This is a genomic window from Streptomyces xylophagus (assembly GCF_000716435.1).
In the GTDB taxonomy this organism is placed as follows: Bacteria; Actinomycetota; Actinomycetes; order Streptomycetales; family Streptomycetaceae; genus Streptomyces; species Streptomyces xylophagus.
Genome location: NZ_JNWO01000021.1, coordinates 295,667 through 312,065, shown reverse-complemented (window position 1 = coordinate 312,065; position 16,399 = coordinate 295,667). Strand labels below are relative to the sequence as shown.

Sequence of the window (16,399 nt, the reverse complement as noted above, 5' to 3'; positions counted from 1 at the left end):
AGAATCGCAGGCCAGGGGCGCGGGTGTCGAGCGGTTTTGGCCGGTGGCGCGGGCGTTGTCAGTGGCGGGTGGCAGGCTTCGAGGCATGACAGGGATGACGACCGCCGACGACTACATCTGGCTCCGCGAGCGGCATGCGCCGCTGATGCACGCGTACTGCGTCACGCTGGTCCGGGAGATCGCACCGGAGCGGCTGCTCCAGGAGTTGGGGGCGGTGGAGGACATACGCGTCACGGGCGTCGGGGCGCTGTGCGAGCCGTCGTACGACTCCTGGGACAAGTACGGCGGGGACCCTCTGTTCGTCGGTGTCGCCGCCGTCGGCGACTGGTCGCTCATGGTCGAGCACAACGGCTACCTGGGCGTCACCGGCAACCTCATGCTCCCGATCTCGCGCGGACGCACGGTGGTCTCCCACTTCCGCAACGTGAACGCGGTGGACCGCTTCTACTGGTTCGAGGACGGGGAGACGCGACTGCGCTTCGAGCCGCTCTTCGCCCACACCCGGACCGGCAGCCACGCGGACCAACTCCTCACCGAGATGCGGGAGTCGGGCTTCGACCTGAGAAAGGGCGACGACCGGAGCCACCACCTCCACACGGATGCCGCCTTCGCGCTCGCCCATCGCCTCACGGGTGTCCGCCTGACGCCGGAGCTGTTCGAGTCGCTGCCCTTCGTCTGCGGTGCGGTGCCCGTCCCCTAGAACACCTCGTCACAAGCCGCCCGAAGTCGCCGCACCCCCTCCACGATCTCCCCCGTCCCCGCGACCGCCGCGAAGCTCAACCGGACGTGGGCGGCCGGGGGTTCGGCGCTGAAATAGGGGCGGCCGGGGGTGATGGAGACGCCCGCGCGGAGGGCCGCGGTCGTCAGCGACTGCTCGTCCGTGCCGTCGGGGAGGCGGAGCCAGAGGTGGTAGCCGCCTGAGGGAATGTGCGGGAGGGAGAAGGAGGGGAGTTCGAGGCGCAGGGTGGTCGTCATCGTGTCCCGGCGGGTCTTCAACTCCGTTGAGATGGCGCGGAGATGACGTGGCCACGCCGGTGAGCCGACGAGTTCGAGGGCCGCTTCCTGGAGCGGGCGGGGGACGAAGAAGGTGTCGACGACCTGGATGGCGCGCAGGCGCTCCAGTACCGGACCGTGCGCGGCGAGTGCGCTGACCCGGAAGCTGGGCGAGGTCGCCTTGGTGAGGGAGCCGACGTGGACGACGACTCCGTCGGGGTCGTCGGCGGCCAGCGGGCGCGGCAGCGGGCCCGCGTCCTCGTGCACGAGCCGTCGTACGAAGTCGTCCTCGATGACGAACGCGCCTGCCTCGCGGGCGATGCGCAGGACCTCCGGGCGGCGGGCGGGGGCGAGGACGGCGCCGGTCGGGTTCTGGAACAGGGGCTGGCAGACGAACACCCGGGCGCCGGTCGCGCGGAACGCGTCGGCGAGGAGGGACGGACGGACGCCGTCCGCGTCAACCGGTACGGGGACCGGGCGCAGGCCCGCCGCCCGCGCGATCGCCAACATGCCCGGGTAGGTGGGGGATTCGACCAGGACCGGTGCGCCGGGGGGTGCCAGCGCGCGCAATGCCGTCGTCAGTGCGGTCTGGCCGCCCGCGCTGACCAGTACGTCGGCCGCGGTGACCGACCCGCCGATGCTGCGCGCGAACCACTCGCGCAGCTCCGGCAGGCCCTCCATCGGCGGCCGGCCCCAGGCGCCGGGGCGGCGCCCGGCCCGTGACAGGGCCGCGGCCATCGCCCGCTCGGGCTGCAACGACGGGTGCAGATAGCCGCCGTTGAACTCGATCACGCCGGGTGGCGGGACGGCGAGTGAGGCGAGGACGCCGGACGCGTCCACCGTGCGCGGTACTTGGTCGGCGGCGCCGTCCGCGCTGAGCGCGACCTCCTGCCAGGAGGTGTCCCCCGCGGCGGCGGTCGCGGGGCGGGGCCTCGCGCGGAACGCTCCGGCGCCGGGGCGGGTGACCACCAGTCCCTCCGCGGCCAGCTGCGCGAGGGCGCGCGAGACGGTCACGGGGCTCACCCGGAACCGTTCGACGAGCGCCCGGCTCGACGGCAGCTTTCCACCGGGAGAGTAGCGGTCGAGTTCCTGTCGCAGGCTGTTGGCCAGTTCACCGACACTGCTACGCTCTTGCATGAGAGCACACGATAGCGCTACTGCCCCGAGCCCGATAGCGGTCAGCACCTCCCCCACCACCGGGACGGACCGCGCGGCGAAGGTCCCCGCCGGTACCGGTACGGTCCTCGCCGCGCTCGGGGTGATCGCCTTCTCCCTCACCTTCCCCGCCACCGCCTGGGGTCTCGAAGGCTTCGGCCCCTGGTCGTTGGTGGCCGTGCGCTGCGTCCTCGCCGCGGTCATCGCGGGCAGCTGTCTGCTGGCGCTGCGCGTCCCCGTGCCCGACCGCCGGCACTGGACCGGGCTGGCCGTCGTGGCGGGCGGAGTGGTGGTCGGCTTCCCGCTGCTCACCACGCTCGCCCTGCAGACCTCGACGACCTCGCACGCGGCCGTCGTGGTCGGCCTGTTGCCGCTGACGACCGCCGCCCTGTCCGCCCTGCGCACCGGCATCCGCCCCTCGCGCACCTTCTGGACGGCCGCGCTCGCGGGCGCCGGCGCGGTCCTCGCCTTCACGGTCCAGCAGAGCGGCGGTGCCGTGACCACCGCCGACCTGTATCTCCTCGCGGCGCTGCTGGTCTGCGCGGCCGGTTACACCGAGGGCGGCCGGCTGGCCCGGGTCATGCCCGGCTGGCAGGTCATCGCCTGGGCACTGGTCCTGTGCCTGCCGCTGAGCGTGCCCGCCGCCGCGCTCGCGCTGTCGTACGACGCCCCGCACCTCACCGCGCACAGCGTGGCCGGACTGCTGTGGGTCGCCGCCGGTTCGCAGTTCCTCGGGCTTGTCGTCTGGTACCGGGGCATGGCGGCCATCGGTGTTCCGAAGGCCAGCCAGTTGCAGTTGGCCCAGCCACTGCTCACGCTGGTGTGGTCGGTACTGCTGCTCGGCGAGCACCTGACGCCGGCCGCTCCGCTGACGGCGGCGGCCGTGCTGGTGTGCATCGCCGTCACACAGCGGGCCCGGAGTTGAGGGGCGTGCACGTCCCGGTCCCGGCCGGGCGGGCCGCCGTAGACTCGAAGGGCGTGGACCGCTGCTCCCGTACTCGGTGAGGAGGCGTTGCAGATGCGTGCAATCGTGGGTGATCGGCTTGTCCAGCACGGCAGGGTGGTCGGCCTGCACGACCAGGTCTCGGAAGTCGTCGAGGTGCTGGGCAGGGAGGGCAGTCCGCCCTACCGCGTCCGCTTCGCCGACGGACACGAGGCCGTGATGTCACCCGGCCCCGACTGCGAGATCAAGCATCAGGACATCAAGTCCCCGGACCCGGAACGGTAGTTCAGCGCGGGGGTTTCGCCGGCTGCCGGTAGTGGTCGGCGACCACCCGTGCCATCGCGCCGATCGGGTCCACCGCGACCTCCCGGGCGGCGAAGAAGACATGCCCGCCGACCTGCGGATACCGGGCGGCGAGGGTCAGGTGCCGGGACAGTTCGGCCGGGTCCTGCCAGGCCGCGGGCTGCGCCGGGTCGCCCGCCTTGTACAGCGCCTCACCGGCGTACAGCCGCGTCTTCGTGCCCCGCGCGACCTCCGCCCACCAGGGCAGCAGCTTCGCGTAGTCGGCGGCGGCGAAGCCGATGTTCCAGTACAGCTGCGGGACGATGTAGTCGATCCATCCCTCGCGCACCCACTTCCGGGTGTCCGCGCAGAGATCGTCGTACGTCTGCACCCCGGCCCGGGTGTCCGAGCCGCGCGGATCGGTCGCGATGTTGCGCCACACGCCGAAGGGGCTGATCCCGAAGCGGGTGCCGGGGCGGATCGTCTTGATACGGGTCGCGGTCTCGCGGATCAGTTTGTCGATGTTGGCGCGGCGCCACGCGGCCCGGTTCGGGAAGGCGCTGCCGTACGTGTCGTAGGCCGCGTCGTCGTCGAAGGTCTGCCCTGCGACCGGGTACGGATAGAAGTAGTCGTCGAAGTGGACCGCGTCCACGGGGTACTTGCGCACCGCGTCGAGGATCGCGTTCTCGACGAAGGCGCGGACCTGGGGCAGCCCCGGGTTGTAGTAGAGCTTCCCGCCGTACGGCACCACCCAGTTGGGGTGTTTGCGCGCGGGGTGCGAGGCGACGAGTTTCGTCACGTCCGTGTTGTTGGCGATGCGGTACGGATTGAACCAGGCGTGCAGTTGCAGTCCCCGCACATGCGCCTCTTCCACGGCCGTCTTCAGCGGGTCCCAGCCGGGGGCCACGCCCTGGGTGCCGGTGAGGTACTGCGACCAGGGCTCGTAGGGCGAGGGCCACAACGCGTCGGCGGTGGGCCGTACTTGGAAGATCACCGTGTTGAGGCGGTCGCGGACCGCCGCGTCGAGGTGGGCGATCAGCTCGGTGCGCTGCTGTGCCGCGGTGAGCCCCGGGCGGGAGGGCCAGTCGCGGTTGGACACCGTCGCCAGCCACACGCCCCGCATCTCGGTGGCCTCGCGCGGACGCCCTGCCGCCCTCGATGCGGGTCCGGTCTCCGCCGCCGCGCTGCCCGTCGTGGCCAGCGTCGACAGCGCGGCCGTCGCGAACGCCCGACGTGACAATCGCCCCATCTGCACACCCCAATACGCTGTGGATCCGTGCCGTCACGGATCGTCTCCGCGCCCCAGAATGCCCGACCCCGGCGATCGATCATCGATACTTGCGGGTAACGTGCACGATCGGAGCAGGAACCGGACAACGGGCTCCTGCCACTGCCGTAGATCAGCGAAGGGGACGATGTGACGGACATCCCGGCGGGAGACATCTCGCGCGTCGGAGTGGTCGGGTGCGGCCAGATGGGCGCCGGTATCGCCGAGGTGTGCGCCCGCGCCGGCCTGGACGTGAAGGTCGCCGAGACCACCGGTGAGGCCCTGGAGATCGGCCGGACCCGGCTGTTCAACTCGCTGACCAAGGCCGCCGAGCGCGGCAAGATCTCGGCGGAGGAGCTGGCGGAGACGCAGGCGCGGCTCAGCTTCACCACCGACCTCGGCGAGTTCGCCGACCGCGACCTCGTCATCGAGGCCGTCGTCGAGAACGAGCAGGTCAAGACCGAGATCTTCCAGGTGCTCGACCAGGTCGTGACCCGCCCCGACGCGATCCTGGCCTCCAACACCTCCTCGATCCCGCTCGTACGGCTCGCGGTCGCCACCTCACGCCCCGACCAGGTCGTCGGCATCCACTTCTTCAACCCGGCCCCGGTGCAGAAGCTCGTCGAGCTGATCCCGGCGCTGACCACCTCCGAGGGCACACTCAGCCGCGCCCAGTTGTTCGCCGAGAAGGCGCTCGGCAAGCACGCGATCCGCGCCCAGGACCGCTCCGGGTTCGTGGTCAACGCGCTGCTGATCCCCTATCTCCTCTCCGCGATCCGGATGTTCGAGTCGGGCATCGCCAGCCGCGAGGACATCGACAACGGCATGGAGCTCGGCTGCGCCCACCCGATGGGCCCGCTCAAGCTGGCCGATCTGATCGGGCTGGACACGGTCGCCTCGGTCGCGTTCTCGATGTACGAGGAGTACAAGGAGCCGCTGTACGCCGCTCCGCCGCTGCTCCAGCGCATGGTCGACGCGGGGCGGCTCGGCCGGAAGTCCGGGTCGGGCTTCTACAGCTACGCCTGAGCTCCTTCCGCGCGGCAACTCACCGTAATACTTTGGGCAGTACGGGCCCGGCACTCTTCGGAGTGCCGGGCCCGTCGCATTCACACACCGTGTGCGCGCCGGGCCCGCATATGCCGCTCGCACACTCTCCCCTCGTGTCCACCAGGCGAGTTGACTCTTCATGCGCATGCAAGGGATGTTCCGACTACGGAAAGGAGCGGACACGTGACCGCCGACCCCGAGCATCCCGTGGTTCATGGAGAACTCGCAGAGTTACGCCGCCGCCTCGATGTCGCCTACGCGCGGGTCGAGGGAGGGCTGGCTCTGCTCAGCCATCGCACCGAGGAGACCGACAAGGAAGTGGATGACCTGAGCGCGCGGATCGTTGCACTTGAGCACACGCGGTGGCCGCTGCCGGCTATTGCTGCGCTGACCGCCGTGGGTGCGCTTGTCGTGACGATCTGGCAGGCCCTCGGGCGCTAGACGCCTGGCCGCCGGGCGGGATTTCGAGGGGCGTCCTGACCCAGCCTGAGATGGTGCAACAGCATTAACGCGGCCGCCATGTTGGCGGCCGGGACCTCCCCGCGGGCGACCATGTCGGGTACGAGTTTGAGCGGAACCCACTCCCGGCGGTCCGACTCGAAGTCGTCCACGGGGTGTCCGGTGTACTCGCCCTCGTCGGCCCAGTAGATGTGGTGCCGGGCGTCAGTGAGCCCGTTGGACGGTTCCACGCTCATCAGGTGGTGCAGGGGCCCCGGCCGCCAGCCGGTCTCTTCCTCCAGTTCCCTGGCGGCCGCGAGCGCGATGTCCTCGCCGTCCTCCACGACGCCGGCCGCGAGCTCCCATCCCCAGCTGTCGGTGATGAAGCGGTGCCGCCACAGGAGGAGTACTTCGTTCGCCTCGTTCACGACCGTCGCCACCGCCACCGGCCTCAGCCGTATGAGGAAGTGGTCGAGGTGTCGGCCGTCGGGTAGTTCGACATCCGCGAGATTGACGCTGAACCAGCGGTTTGAGTACACAGTTTGTTCGTTCTGTTTCGTCCACTGCACGGTTCTGCCACCTTCCGTCGAGTAAGTGGCAATATCGCAGCAGGGACTGTGTCGTGGACGTCTACGAGTTGTCGGTCTACAGCGGTACGCGCAGTGCCCCGTCGATGAGTTCGGCCGCCTCGGCCGTACCCGCGCAGTCGCTGCGCACCAGGTACTCGCGTACCGCGCGGAGTCTGTCGCGCAGCCGCTGGGACTCCATCCCCCTCGCCTGCTCGGCCATCTGCACCGCCGTGGCCACCGCTTTGTCGGCGTTTCCCTGGCGCAGTTCGATCTGGCTGAGCATGGCGAGGCGGTGCACCCGGCCCCGGTCGTGCGCCGGAGTGTCCACGGCCGCCATGGCGTGCTCCCCCGCCGCCGTCAGATCGCCCAGGCTGAGCAGGGCCTCCGCCACCTGGACGTTGACCAGGCCCGGCTGGACATAGCCGGTCTCGTCGGGCTCGTATCCGCGCCGGATGCGTTCGGCGGCCTGCTCGGCACGACGGATGCAGGACAGGGCGCTCGTGCCGTCGCCGAGGTGTGCGTACGCCTTCGCCTGCATCGCGTACAGGTCGGAGGCGAGAGCCGGAGTGATCTGCCGTCCTGCGGCGCGCAGCGCGGCCTCCGTGAAGGCGACGGCCTGGCGGAACTCCCGCATGAACAGCGACTGGTTGACGAGCAGCGCGATGACGTACGCGCCAAGTCCCCTGTCGTTGCTGGCCTTTGCGAGCCGCAGGGCCTGGTGGAAGTAGCGCTGGGCGAGTCCGTGCGCGTCGGAGTCGTAGGCACAGATGCCCGCGATCGCCACCAACCCGCCGGTGGCCCGGTGCAGTTGGCGGCCGGTGGCGTCGGTGTAGCTGCCGCGCAGCAGTGGCGCGGTCTCGGAGTTGAGGAAGCCGACGATGCGGGTGCGGGTCGCCACGCCGCCGGCCTTGCGGTACATCTGCTCGTAGTGGGCGCGGGCCGCGCGCAGCATCTCGATGTCGGCCATGCTCACCCGGTGCCGGCCGCCGCGCGAGACGTCCACGTCGTCGGGCGGGTTCTCCCACTCCCACACGGGCATCACCGCGGGCGTGCCGGTGACCGCGGGTGCGCCCAGGATGTGCGGGCGCTGCTGTTCGTCGGAGCGCCACAGGGCGGTGGCCCGCTCCACGAAGCCGGAGAGGGAGGTGCCGTGCGGGGTGGACGGTTCGCCCGGTACGCCGAGGCCGATGTCGTCGAGCGTGACGGGGCGGTGCAGGCGGGTCGCGAGTACCTCGCAGATCAGGTCGGGGACCTGGCCTCGGGGTCGCTGGCCCTTCAACCACCGTGCTACGGCGGTGTGTTCGTACCGGAGTGCGAGCCCTCGGGCCCGGCCCGCCTGGTTCACGTGTGCGGCCAGTCCCGCGTGCGAGATGCCTGCCTCGTCGAGGATCGCGTCGAGGAGTGTGTTGGGCTGCATGGATGGCCCCCCGGTGACTCGGTGCGGACAGAGTAGTGCGGGTCCGTTCACACGGGGTGTGAACGGAGTGCGTGGATCCGGGGTGTGTGCGCGCTGTTGCGGAGAGTTTCCGACCGGTTGACTGGATTGCCTCGCAAGAGGCCGGCCGGGCCGCCGGCTCCCCCTCGTAAGTGCGGCGGCCTGGCTTTGCGGGGGGACTAAACACCGTTGGGCTGTCGGTAGTTGGTCGGCTGCGGGTGCACTGTGGCTGGTCGCGCAGTTCCCCGCGCCCCTAGGTGGGGATGCGCAGCCTTGCGGTCATTGCGCAGGACGAGTAAAGCGACGTCATCAGCGGGTGTGCCGCCCGCATGACGCAGTAGCTCCGTGAAGACCGAGCCAAGTACGGACTGCGGGACTGGGAGCGGCTGTTGGCCAGCCACCTCTACCAGTACATCGTGCAAAGGGAAGAAGCGGCCCCGGCGGTCCCGGGCGTCTTCCGCGCCGTCCGTGTACAAGAACAGGGCTTCGCCCGGGAGCAGTTGACCGCAGCAGACGAAAGGCATCGCCGCCGGCAGGGGAAACGGGCCGAGGGGCGGAAGGGGATCCGCGCGGGAAAGCGGTTCGGCACCCATCCCACTCAACCGATACGGCCACGGGTGACCGCAGTTCAGGCCCCGTACCTCTCCGTCCCTGCCGATCTCCAGCAGCAGTACGGTGACGAACTCCTCGGCGACCGGGCTGTCGGGATCAAGGGCCCCCGTCGACGGGTGTTCCGCGCGGGCGCGTTCACGGAGGTGGCGGGCGAGGGCGCGGTCGAGGCGGCGTAGGACGCCCTCCAGGTCTGGTTCGTCGTGGGCGGCCTCGCGGAAGCTGCCGAGGACCGCGGCGACCGTGCCGATCGCGGCGATGCCGTGGCCGCGTACGTCGCCCATCACGACCCGGACTCCGTGCTCGGTGGCGATGACCTCGTAGAGGTCGCCGCCCACCACCGCGCCGCGTTCGGCGGAGAGTTGGGCGGCGGCGATGTTCAGGCCGTCGAGGCGGGGTGGCAGTGGGCGGAGCAGCGCGCTCTGGGCGGCGCCGGCGATCTGGCGGATCTGCCGGAGTTCGCGGAGCAGGGAGCGGCGGACCTGGACGATGAGACCGGTGCCGACCGCGAAGAACACGGCGCTGGTGACGATGCGGGCGCCGAGGTCGTTCTCCTGGGCGAGCGGGCAGGCGAGTTTGTAGGTGATCGCTATGGCGCCCCAGACCGTGGGCAGCCCCAGGGCGAGCGCCCGGCGCAGTGGACGGCGGGCGCGCGGCCTCGGGCGCGGCCTGCGGGGAACCCCAGCCTTGATGCGGATCATGCCTGTGGCCCCCCAAATAGGCCCCGACAGCGCAATCGGACCGACCCCGAAAGGCCGGTCCGATTCTGTCGACCGCATGCCCCGATCGGGCCAGATCACCCGAACTTCTCACCCGAACGAGTGAGGTGACATGAGACACCCGCATTTATGCAGATAGGGCAGGTGGAGCGCCCCTTTAGGGGCGCGGGGAACTGCGCGACCAGCCACGAACAACCCGCACCCGGCACACAACCGCAGCCCCCACCCCTTAGCCGCGAAGCACCGCCCCAACCCGCTCACCGGCAAGCGAAACCGCCGCATCCCGAGCAGCAGACGCCTCATCCACAGTCAACGTCCGATCACCCGCCCGGAACCGCAACGCATACGCCAGCGACTTCTTACCCTCGCCAAGCTGCGCAGCATTCTCGTACACGTCGAACAACCGGATCGACTCCAGCAGTTCACCCGCCCCCTCACGCAACGCCGCCTCGACACCCGCATGCGGCACAGCCACATCAACAACGAGCGCGACATCCTGCGTGGCAACCGGGAACGTCGAGATCTTCGGCCCCTTGGGAACACCCGCGGACGCCAACTCCAGCACATCCAGGTCAAGTTCCATCGCACTGGTACGCGCGGGCAGACCCAACGTCTTCAGCACACCGGGGTGCAACTCCCCTGCGTACCCGATGACTTGCTCAACACCCTCGACGACAACCGCGAGTTCCGCGCAGCGACCGGGGTGCCAGGGCCCGTACTGCCCACCCCGGACGATGAGTTCCGTACCGGCCTCACGCGCGAGCACCCGCGCCGACTCGACCGCGTCGGCCCAGTCGGAGGGACGCCCCTTGCCCCACCAGCCGGCCTGCTCGCGGGCGCCCGTGAGGACGACGGCAGCGTGCCGGGGCTGGACGGGGAGCGCCTCGGTGAGAGAGGCGATCTCCTCGTCGGTCGGACGCCGGTCGACAGGCAGCCGTACCGCGATCTTCAGCTCTTCGCGCGGGTGGAAGACCAGCCCGGTCTCGAACAGCGCGAGATCGTGCGAGCCACGACCGTCGTTCCGGCGCAGCGCACCGAGCAGGCCCGGCAGCAGCGTCGTACGGAGTGCGGGCTCCTCGTCGGAGAGCGGGTTGACCAGCTTGACGACCTTGCGGTTCGGGTCGTCGGCGGCCAGGCCGAACTGGTCGAAGACGTGCTCGCCGACGAAGGGGTAGTTCGGCGCCTCGACGTAACCGGCACCGGCCAGCGCGCGGCCGACGCGGCGGTGCAGGCGCTGGCGGTCGGTGAGGCCCCGGCCCGCGGGGGGCTTGGGGAGCGTGGAGGGCAGGTTCTCGTAGCCCTCCAGGCGGATGACCTCTTCGGCCAGGTCGTTCGGGTCGGTCAGGTCGGGGCGCCAGGACGGGACGGTGACGATCAGCTCGTCCTGCCCGTACACGTCGCAGCCGACCTGCTGGAGACGGCGTACGACGGTCTCGCGGCCGTAGTCGACACCCGCCACCTTGTCCGGGTGGTCGGCCGGAATGGTGATGGTGTGCGGGGCCGAGGGCGCGATGACCTCGGTGACGCCCGCGTCCGCCGTGCCGCCCGCGAGGAGGACCAGGAGGTCGACCGTGCGCTGGGCGGCGGCCGACGCGGCCTGCGGGTCGACGCCGCGCTCGAAGCGCTTGGACGCCTCGGAGGCCAGCTTGTGGCGGCGGGCCGTACGAGAGATGGAGAGCGCGTCGAAGTGGGCGGCCTCGACGACGACCTCGGTGGTGGTGCCCTCGGTGTCGTCGATCTCGGTGTTGGCGCCGCCCATGACACCCGCGAGGCCGATGGGACCGCGGTCGTCGGTGATCACCAGGTCCTCGGCGTCCAGCGTGCGCGTGACACCGTCGAGGGTGATGAGCTTCTCGCCCTGGGTGGCCCGACGCACGCCGATCGGACCCTGGACGCGGGTGCGGTCGTAGGCGTGCAGGGGCTGGCCCAGCTCCAGCATCACGTAGTTGGTGATGTCGACGGCGAGCGAGATCGGGCGCATGCCGGCCTTCTGGAGGCGGCGGGTCAGCCAGAGCGGGGAGCGGGCCTCGGGGTCGAGGCCGGTCACCGTGCGGGCGGTGAAGCGGTCGCAGCCCATCGGGTCGGAGACCTGGACCGGGTAGCCGAAGGCGTTCGGCTGCGGTACGTCGAGCAGGGCCGGGTCGCTCAGCGGGAGGCCGTAGGCGATGGCGGTCTCGCGGGCGACGCCGCGGATCGACAGGGCGTAGCCGCGGTCGGGCGTGACGGCGATGTCGAGGACCTCGTCGACGAGCTGGAGCAGCTCGATCGCGTCGGTGCCGACCTCGTGCTCGGGCGGCAGGACGATGATGCCCTTGGTGCCGTCGTCGCCCATGCCCAGCTCGTCGCTGGAGCAGATCATGCCGTGCGAGGTCTTGCCGTACGTCTTGCGGGCGGCGATCGCGAAGCCGCCGGGCAGGACCGCGCCGGGGAGGACCACGACGACCTTGTCGCCGACGGCGAAGTTGCGGGCGCCGCAGACGATCTCCTGGGGCTCACCGGTGCCGTTGGCCTGGCCGACGTCGACGGTGCAGAAGCGGATGGGCTTCTTGAACTCCGTCAGCTCCTCGATGGTGAGGACCTTGCCGACGACGAGCGGGCCCTTGAGGCCGTCACCGATCTGCTCGACGGTCTCTACCTCGAGGCCGACGGAAATGAGCTTGGCCTGGACGTCGCGGCCGGTCTCCGTCGCCGGCAGGTCGACGTACTCCCGCAGCCAAGAAAGCGGGACGCGCATCAGATCTCCATCCCGAACGGCCGGGTGAACCGGACGTCGCCCTCGACGATGTCTCGCATGTCTTCGACGTTGTGGCGGAACATCAGCATCCGCTCGATGCCGAACCCGAAGGCGAATCCGCTGTACTTCTCCGGGTCCACCCCGCAGGCCACGAGGACGCGGGGGTTGACCATGCCGCAGCCGCCCAGCTCGATCCAGCCCTCGGAGGAGCAGGTACGGCAGGGGCGGTCGGGGTTGCCGACGGACTCGCCCTTGCAGACGTAGCAGAGCATGTCCATCTCGGCGGACGGCTCGGTGAAGGGGAAGTAGTTCGGGCGCAGCCGGGTCTTCATCTCCGCGCCGAAGAGCGCCTGGACCATGTGGTCGAGGGTGCCCTTGAGGTCGGCCATGGTGAGGCCCTCGTCGATGGCGAGGAGCTCGATCTGGTGGAAGACCGGGGTGTGCGTGGCGTCCAGCTCGTCCGTGCGGTACACGCGGCCGGGGCACACGATGTAGACCGGCGGCTCGCGGTCCAGCATGGCGCGGGCCTGCACGGGCGAGGTGTGCGTGCGCAGCACGACACCCGACTCGTCGCCCTCGGTGCCCTTGGGGCCCTGGACGAAGAAGGTGTCCTGCATCTGCCGGGCCGGGTGGTCCGGGGTGAAGTTCAGGGCGTCGAAGTTGAACCACTCCGCCTCGACCTCGGGGCCCTCGGCGATCTCGTACCCCATGGACACGAAGACGTCCGCGACCCGCTCCATGAACGTGGTCAGCGGGTGCCGGGCGCCGGCCGGGACCCGGTCGTACGGCAGCGTGACGTCCACCGCCTCCTCGACCAGGACGCGGGCGTCGCGGTCGGCCTCCAGCTCGGCCTGGCGGGTGGCGAGGGCCTTGTTGACGGCGCCCCGGGCCTGCCCGACGAGCTTGCCCGCCGCGGCCTTGGCCTGCGGGGGCAGCGCGCCGATCTCGCGGTTGGCGAGGGCGAGCGGGGAGGTGCCGCCGGTGTGGGCGACCTTGGCCTCCTGGAGCGCGTCGAGGTCACCGGCGGCGGCGAAGGCGGCGAGCGCCTCGTCCCGCATGCGCTCGATCTCTTCCGGTTTCAAGGCCTCGACCTCTACAGGGTCGTACGACTTATTCGGTGCCGACATCTCTTCCCGTGCTTCCGGTTGGCTGGCTGGGGTCCCCGTCTACGGCTCGGAGACGCATCGTCCCTGTGATGGAGACGCAAAGGTGCCAGAGGCCGAGTCTAACGGGGGTGAAGTGTGCGAACGCGCCCGTGGGTCCTCGGTCGGCGCTACTGCAGATACGCCGGGGTGCCCACGGGCAACGTAAATCGGAACTCGGCGCCGCCGCCCGGGGCGCGGCCGACCGTGATGGTGCCGCCGTGGGCTTCGACGATGCCCTTGACGATGTACAACCCAAGGCCCGTGCCGCCGCGCTTGCTGCCCCGCCAGAAGCGGGTGAAGACGCGGTTCATGGACTCCTCCGGGATGCCTGGGCCCTCGTCGCTGACCGTCACCGATGTGCCGGTCTCCTCCCCCTCGCGGGGGGACGCCGAGGCCGTGACGTCGATAGTGACGGTTCCCTCGCCGTGGCGCACGGCATTTTCCAGCAGGTTGCTGAGCACCTGGTCGACCTTGTCGGGGTCGGCCCACAGGTCGGGCAGCGGTTGCTCGACGCGGAGCAGGAACCGGTCGGCGGTCTGCCCGGCGGCGACGTAGGCCTGGATGTGGCGGCCGACGGCGGCGCCTATGTCGACGGGCTGGCGGCGCAGTTCGAGCCGTCCGGAGTCGATGCGGGAGATGTCGAGCAGCTCGGCGATGAGCCGGGTGACGCGGTTGGCGTCGGCGTCGACGGTCTCCAGCATCAACCGCTTCTGGTCGTCCGTGAAGCGTTCCCATTTGGCGAGCAGCGTCGCGGTGAAGCCCTTGACGGAGGTGAGCGGCGAACGCAGTTCGTGGGCGACGGTGGCGATCAGCTCGGCGTGACTGCGCTCGGTGCGGCGACGGGCCTCGGTGTCCCGCAGCGAGACGACGACCCGACGCACCGGACCGAGCGGCTCCGCACGGACATAGCGCGCGGTGACAAGAACCTCATGCCCGCCCGGCAGCAGCAGATTCCGCTCCGGCTGCCGCACCCGGATGGCCAACCCGCCGTAGGGATCGGTCAGTTGCCACCAGCGGCGGCCCTCCAGATCCTCTAAGGGGAGGGCCTTCTCCAGTCGCTGTCCGAGGGCGTCGGAGGCGGCGACGGCAGTGATGCGCTCGGCGGCGGCGTTGAAGCAGACAACGCGACCGTGCTCGTCGGCGACGACCAGTCCGTCGGGCAGTTCGTCGGGGTCGATGCCGAGGTCGGCGAGGTCGGCGTGCCGGGCCGTGGACGGCCGGGGCACGCCCCGTGCTCCCGGCGCGCTGCTCGTGCCGACAGTCATCCCCGTACCCCACCTCTTCTCATACGGCGCAGGTGGCCCCCGAGCTGGTCACCCTACTAGCTGTCGGTGACGGAGCGGCACCCTCCGGAGGCGCGCTGTGCACGGGCAGACGCATACAGACATACGGCGGCGGCGGTGGCCAGGTTCAGGCTTTCGGCCTTCCCGTGGATCGGAACCCGCACAACGGCGTCCGCGAGCGCGCGAGTCTCCTCCGGAAGCCCCCAGGCTTCATTCCCGAACACCCAGGCGGTGGGCCCGCCCATGGTCCCCTGATCCAGCTCGTCGTCGAGGTCGTCGGTCCCGGCCCCGTCGGCGGCAAGAATGCGCACCCCGATGCCCTTGAGCCCGGCCACGGCCTGCTCGACGGGCACCCCGACGGCGACGGGAAGATGGAAGAGCGAGCCTACAGACGCCCGCACAGCCTTGGGGTTGTAGAGGTCAACAGAAGCGTCGGTCAGTACGACGGCCTCGGCACCGGCGGCATCGGCGCAGCGCAGGACGGTGCCGGCGTTCCCGGGATCGCGCACATTCGCCAGCACAGCGACGAGCTTGGGCCGCGCCTTGAGGATCTCCTCGAACGGAGTGTCGAGGAACCGGCAGACCCCGACCAGCCCCTGCGGAGTGACGGTGGTCGAGATATCGGCGATGACCTGCTCATCAGCAAGATGCACGCGCGCACCGGCATCACGGGCCTCGCCGACGATGTCGGCGTACCGCTCCGCGGCTTCAACGGTGGCGAACAGTTCGACGAGCGTGTCCTTGTATCCCGCAGCCTCCCGCACAGCCTGCGGCCCTTCGGCCAGGAACAGCCGCTCCTTGCTCCGGAAATTCCGCTTCGCGAGCCGCCGGGCGGCTGACACACGAGGGGAACGAGGAGAGACGAGGTCGGGGGACATGTTCAGCTTCACCTTCAAATCTCAGGCCACCGGTATTCCCCTAGGGGCGCGGGGAACTGCGCGACCAGCAACAACGGACCCGCACCCGAACAACTACCAGACCGGGGCAGCAAAGAACCCGCAGGCCTGAAAACCTGCGGGTCCTTCAACTCACGGCGAAAGCCAGCGTCACGCGGCCTTGGGCGCGTTCACATCGCTGGGCAGCGCCTTCTGCGCAACCTCGACCAGCGCAGCAAACGCACCGGCGTCGTTGACAGCCAGCTCCGCGAGGATCTTGCGGTCGACCTCGATGTTCGCCGCGTTCAGACCCTGGATGAAGCGGTTGTAGGTGATGCCGTTGGCGCGGGCAGCGGCGTTGATGCGCTGGATCCACAGCCGACGGAAGTCGCCCTTGCGCTTCTTGCGGTCGTTGTAGTTGTAGACCAGCGAGTGGGTGACCTGCTCCTTGGCCTTGCGGTACAGACGCGAACGCTGACCGCGGTAGCCGGAGGCGGCTTCGAGGATCGCCCGGCGCTTCTTGTGGGCGTTGACTGCCCGCTTGACGCGTGCCACTTGTTTAACTCCTTGTAGCGGGGCCGTGGTTGGACTCACACGGCCCGGAATCGATGGGGTCCCGGTCCAGACGTACGGCGCGAGAAGATCTATTGATCACGCGCCGCGTACGTCACTTGCCGAGAAGCTTCTTGATCTTCTTGGCGTCGCCCGGGGCCATCTCGGCGTTGCCGGTGAGGCGACGCGTCACACGGGACGACTTGTGCTCGAGCAGGTGGCGCTTGCCGGCACGCTCGCGGAGCACCTTGCCGGAGCCGGTGATCTTGAAGCGCTTGCTGGCACCGCTGTGCGACTTGTTCTTCGGCATAGCGCCGTATCTCCTCGTCGGTGGCGCTCCGGTGCCCGGTCGT

16 protein-coding genes are annotated in these 16,399 nt (G+C 70.1%); 5 read left to right on the top strand and 11 right to left on the bottom strand.

All coding sequences use genetic code 11. The annotated features are described in order from the left end of the window. Positions 1–85 precede the first annotated feature (85 nt). On the top strand, positions 86–700 hold the full coding sequence (locus tag OO70_RS37710; RefSeq protein WP_158711563.1) for a DUF6461 domain-containing protein: 615 nt from the start codon (positions 86–88) through the stop codon (positions 698–700). On the opposite strand, the gene OO70_RS37705 is transcribed toward OO70_RS37710, so the two are convergent. Next, a complete protein-coding gene (locus tag OO70_RS37705) occupies positions 697–2,130 on the bottom strand; it encodes an aminotransferase-like domain-containing protein (RefSeq protein WP_043681829.1) in 1,434 nt (477 codons plus the stop codon). The two genes, OO70_RS37710 and OO70_RS37705, sit on opposite strands and share 4 nt — an antisense overlap. Between OO70_RS37705 and OO70_RS37700 the strand changes: the two genes are divergently transcribed. Together OO70_RS37700 and OO70_RS37695 are read left to right on the top strand one after the other, a co-directional pair. Then, positions 2,129–3,073, top strand: coding sequence for a DMT family transporter (locus OO70_RS37700; RefSeq protein ID WP_078651712.1), 945 nt, complete (start codon positions 2,129–2,131; stop codon positions 3,071–3,073). The two genes, OO70_RS37705 and OO70_RS37700, sit on opposite strands and share 2 nt — an antisense overlap. A 93-nt stretch (positions 3,074–3,166) precedes the next feature. Next, positions 3,167–3,376 carry a DUF1918 domain-containing protein gene (locus OO70_RS37695; protein WP_043681824.1) on the top strand — a complete coding sequence of 70 codons (210 nt, stop codon included), beginning with the start codon at positions 3,167–3,169 and terminating at the stop codon, positions 3,374–3,376. A gap of 1 nt (position 3,377) precedes the next feature. Here the strand turns inward: OO70_RS37695 and OO70_RS37690 are convergent, their stop codons facing one another. After that, a complete protein-coding gene (locus OO70_RS37690; RefSeq protein ID WP_043681822.1) occupies positions 3,378–4,622 on the bottom strand; it encodes a glycoside hydrolase family 10 protein in 1,245 nt (414 codons plus the stop codon). A gap of 168 nt (positions 4,623–4,790) precedes the next feature. Between OO70_RS37690 and OO70_RS37685 the strand changes: the two genes are divergently transcribed. After that, entirely contained in the window at positions 4,791–5,666 is an 876-nt protein-coding gene (locus tag OO70_RS37685) for a 3-hydroxybutyryl-CoA dehydrogenase (RefSeq protein WP_043681819.1), read from the top strand. A gap of 204 nt (positions 5,667–5,870) precedes the next feature. Continuing rightward, positions 5,871–6,128 (top strand): hypothetical protein, encoded by a 258-nt coding sequence (locus tag OO70_RS37680; protein WP_043681816.1) that lies wholly within the window; start codon positions 5,871–5,873, stop codon positions 6,126–6,128. On the opposite strand, the gene OO70_RS37675 is transcribed toward OO70_RS37680, so the two are convergent. The 9 genes from OO70_RS37675 to rpmI all read right to left on the bottom strand — a co-directional run bounded on the left by OO70_RS37675 (position 6,125) and on the right by rpmI (position 16,356). Further along, positions 6,125–6,694, bottom strand: a complete 570-nt coding sequence (locus tag OO70_RS37675) for an NUDIX hydrolase (RefSeq protein ID WP_043681813.1) — start codon at positions 6,692–6,694, stop codon at positions 6,125–6,127. The genes OO70_RS37680 and OO70_RS37675 overlap by 4 nt on opposite strands. 76 nt (positions 6,695–6,770) lie before the next feature. Further along, on the bottom strand, positions 6,771–8,111 hold the full coding sequence (locus OO70_RS37670; protein WP_043681810.1) for a hypothetical protein: 1,341 nt from the start codon (positions 8,109–8,111) through the stop codon (positions 6,771–6,773). 197 nt (positions 8,112–8,308) lie between these two features. Beyond that, entirely contained in the window at positions 8,309–9,439 is a 1,131-nt protein-coding gene (locus tag OO70_RS37665) for a PP2C family protein-serine/threonine phosphatase (RefSeq protein ID WP_199827487.1), read from the bottom strand. A 247-nt stretch (positions 9,440–9,686) separates the two neighbouring features. Then, a complete protein-coding gene (gene pheT, locus OO70_RS37660) occupies positions 9,687–12,191 on the bottom strand; it encodes a phenylalanine--tRNA ligase subunit beta (protein WP_043681807.1) in 2,505 nt (834 codons plus the stop codon). Beyond that, positions 12,191–13,318, bottom strand: coding sequence for a phenylalanine--tRNA ligase subunit alpha (gene pheS / locus OO70_RS37655; protein WP_043681804.1), 1,128 nt, complete (start codon positions 13,316–13,318; stop codon positions 12,191–12,193). The genes pheT and pheS overlap by 1 nt, the downstream gene beginning before the upstream one ends. 146 nt (positions 13,319–13,464) lie before the next feature. Continuing rightward, positions 13,465–14,601: a sensor histidine kinase gene (locus tag OO70_RS37650; RefSeq protein WP_043681801.1), complete on the bottom strand. Its 1,137-nt coding sequence runs from the start codon at positions 14,599–14,601 to the stop codon at positions 13,465–13,467. A 56-nt stretch (positions 14,602–14,657) separates the two neighbouring features. Then, the gene (locus OO70_RS37645; RefSeq protein ID WP_043682032.1) at positions 14,658–15,497 is read right to left on the bottom strand and encodes a TrmH family RNA methyltransferase; all 840 of its coding nucleotides are present in this window, start codon (positions 15,495–15,497) and stop codon (positions 14,658–14,660) included. Between the two features lie 168 nt (positions 15,498–15,665). Next, positions 15,666–16,049 (bottom strand): 50S ribosomal protein L20, encoded by a 384-nt coding sequence (gene rplT, locus OO70_RS37640; RefSeq protein WP_019066261.1) that lies wholly within the window; start codon positions 16,047–16,049, stop codon positions 15,666–15,668. Between the two features lie 112 nt (positions 16,050–16,161). Next, entirely contained in the window at positions 16,162–16,356 is a 195-nt protein-coding gene (rpmI, locus tag OO70_RS37635; protein ID WP_019065473.1) for a 50S ribosomal protein L35, read from the bottom strand. Positions 16,357–16,399: the final 43 nt, after the last annotated feature.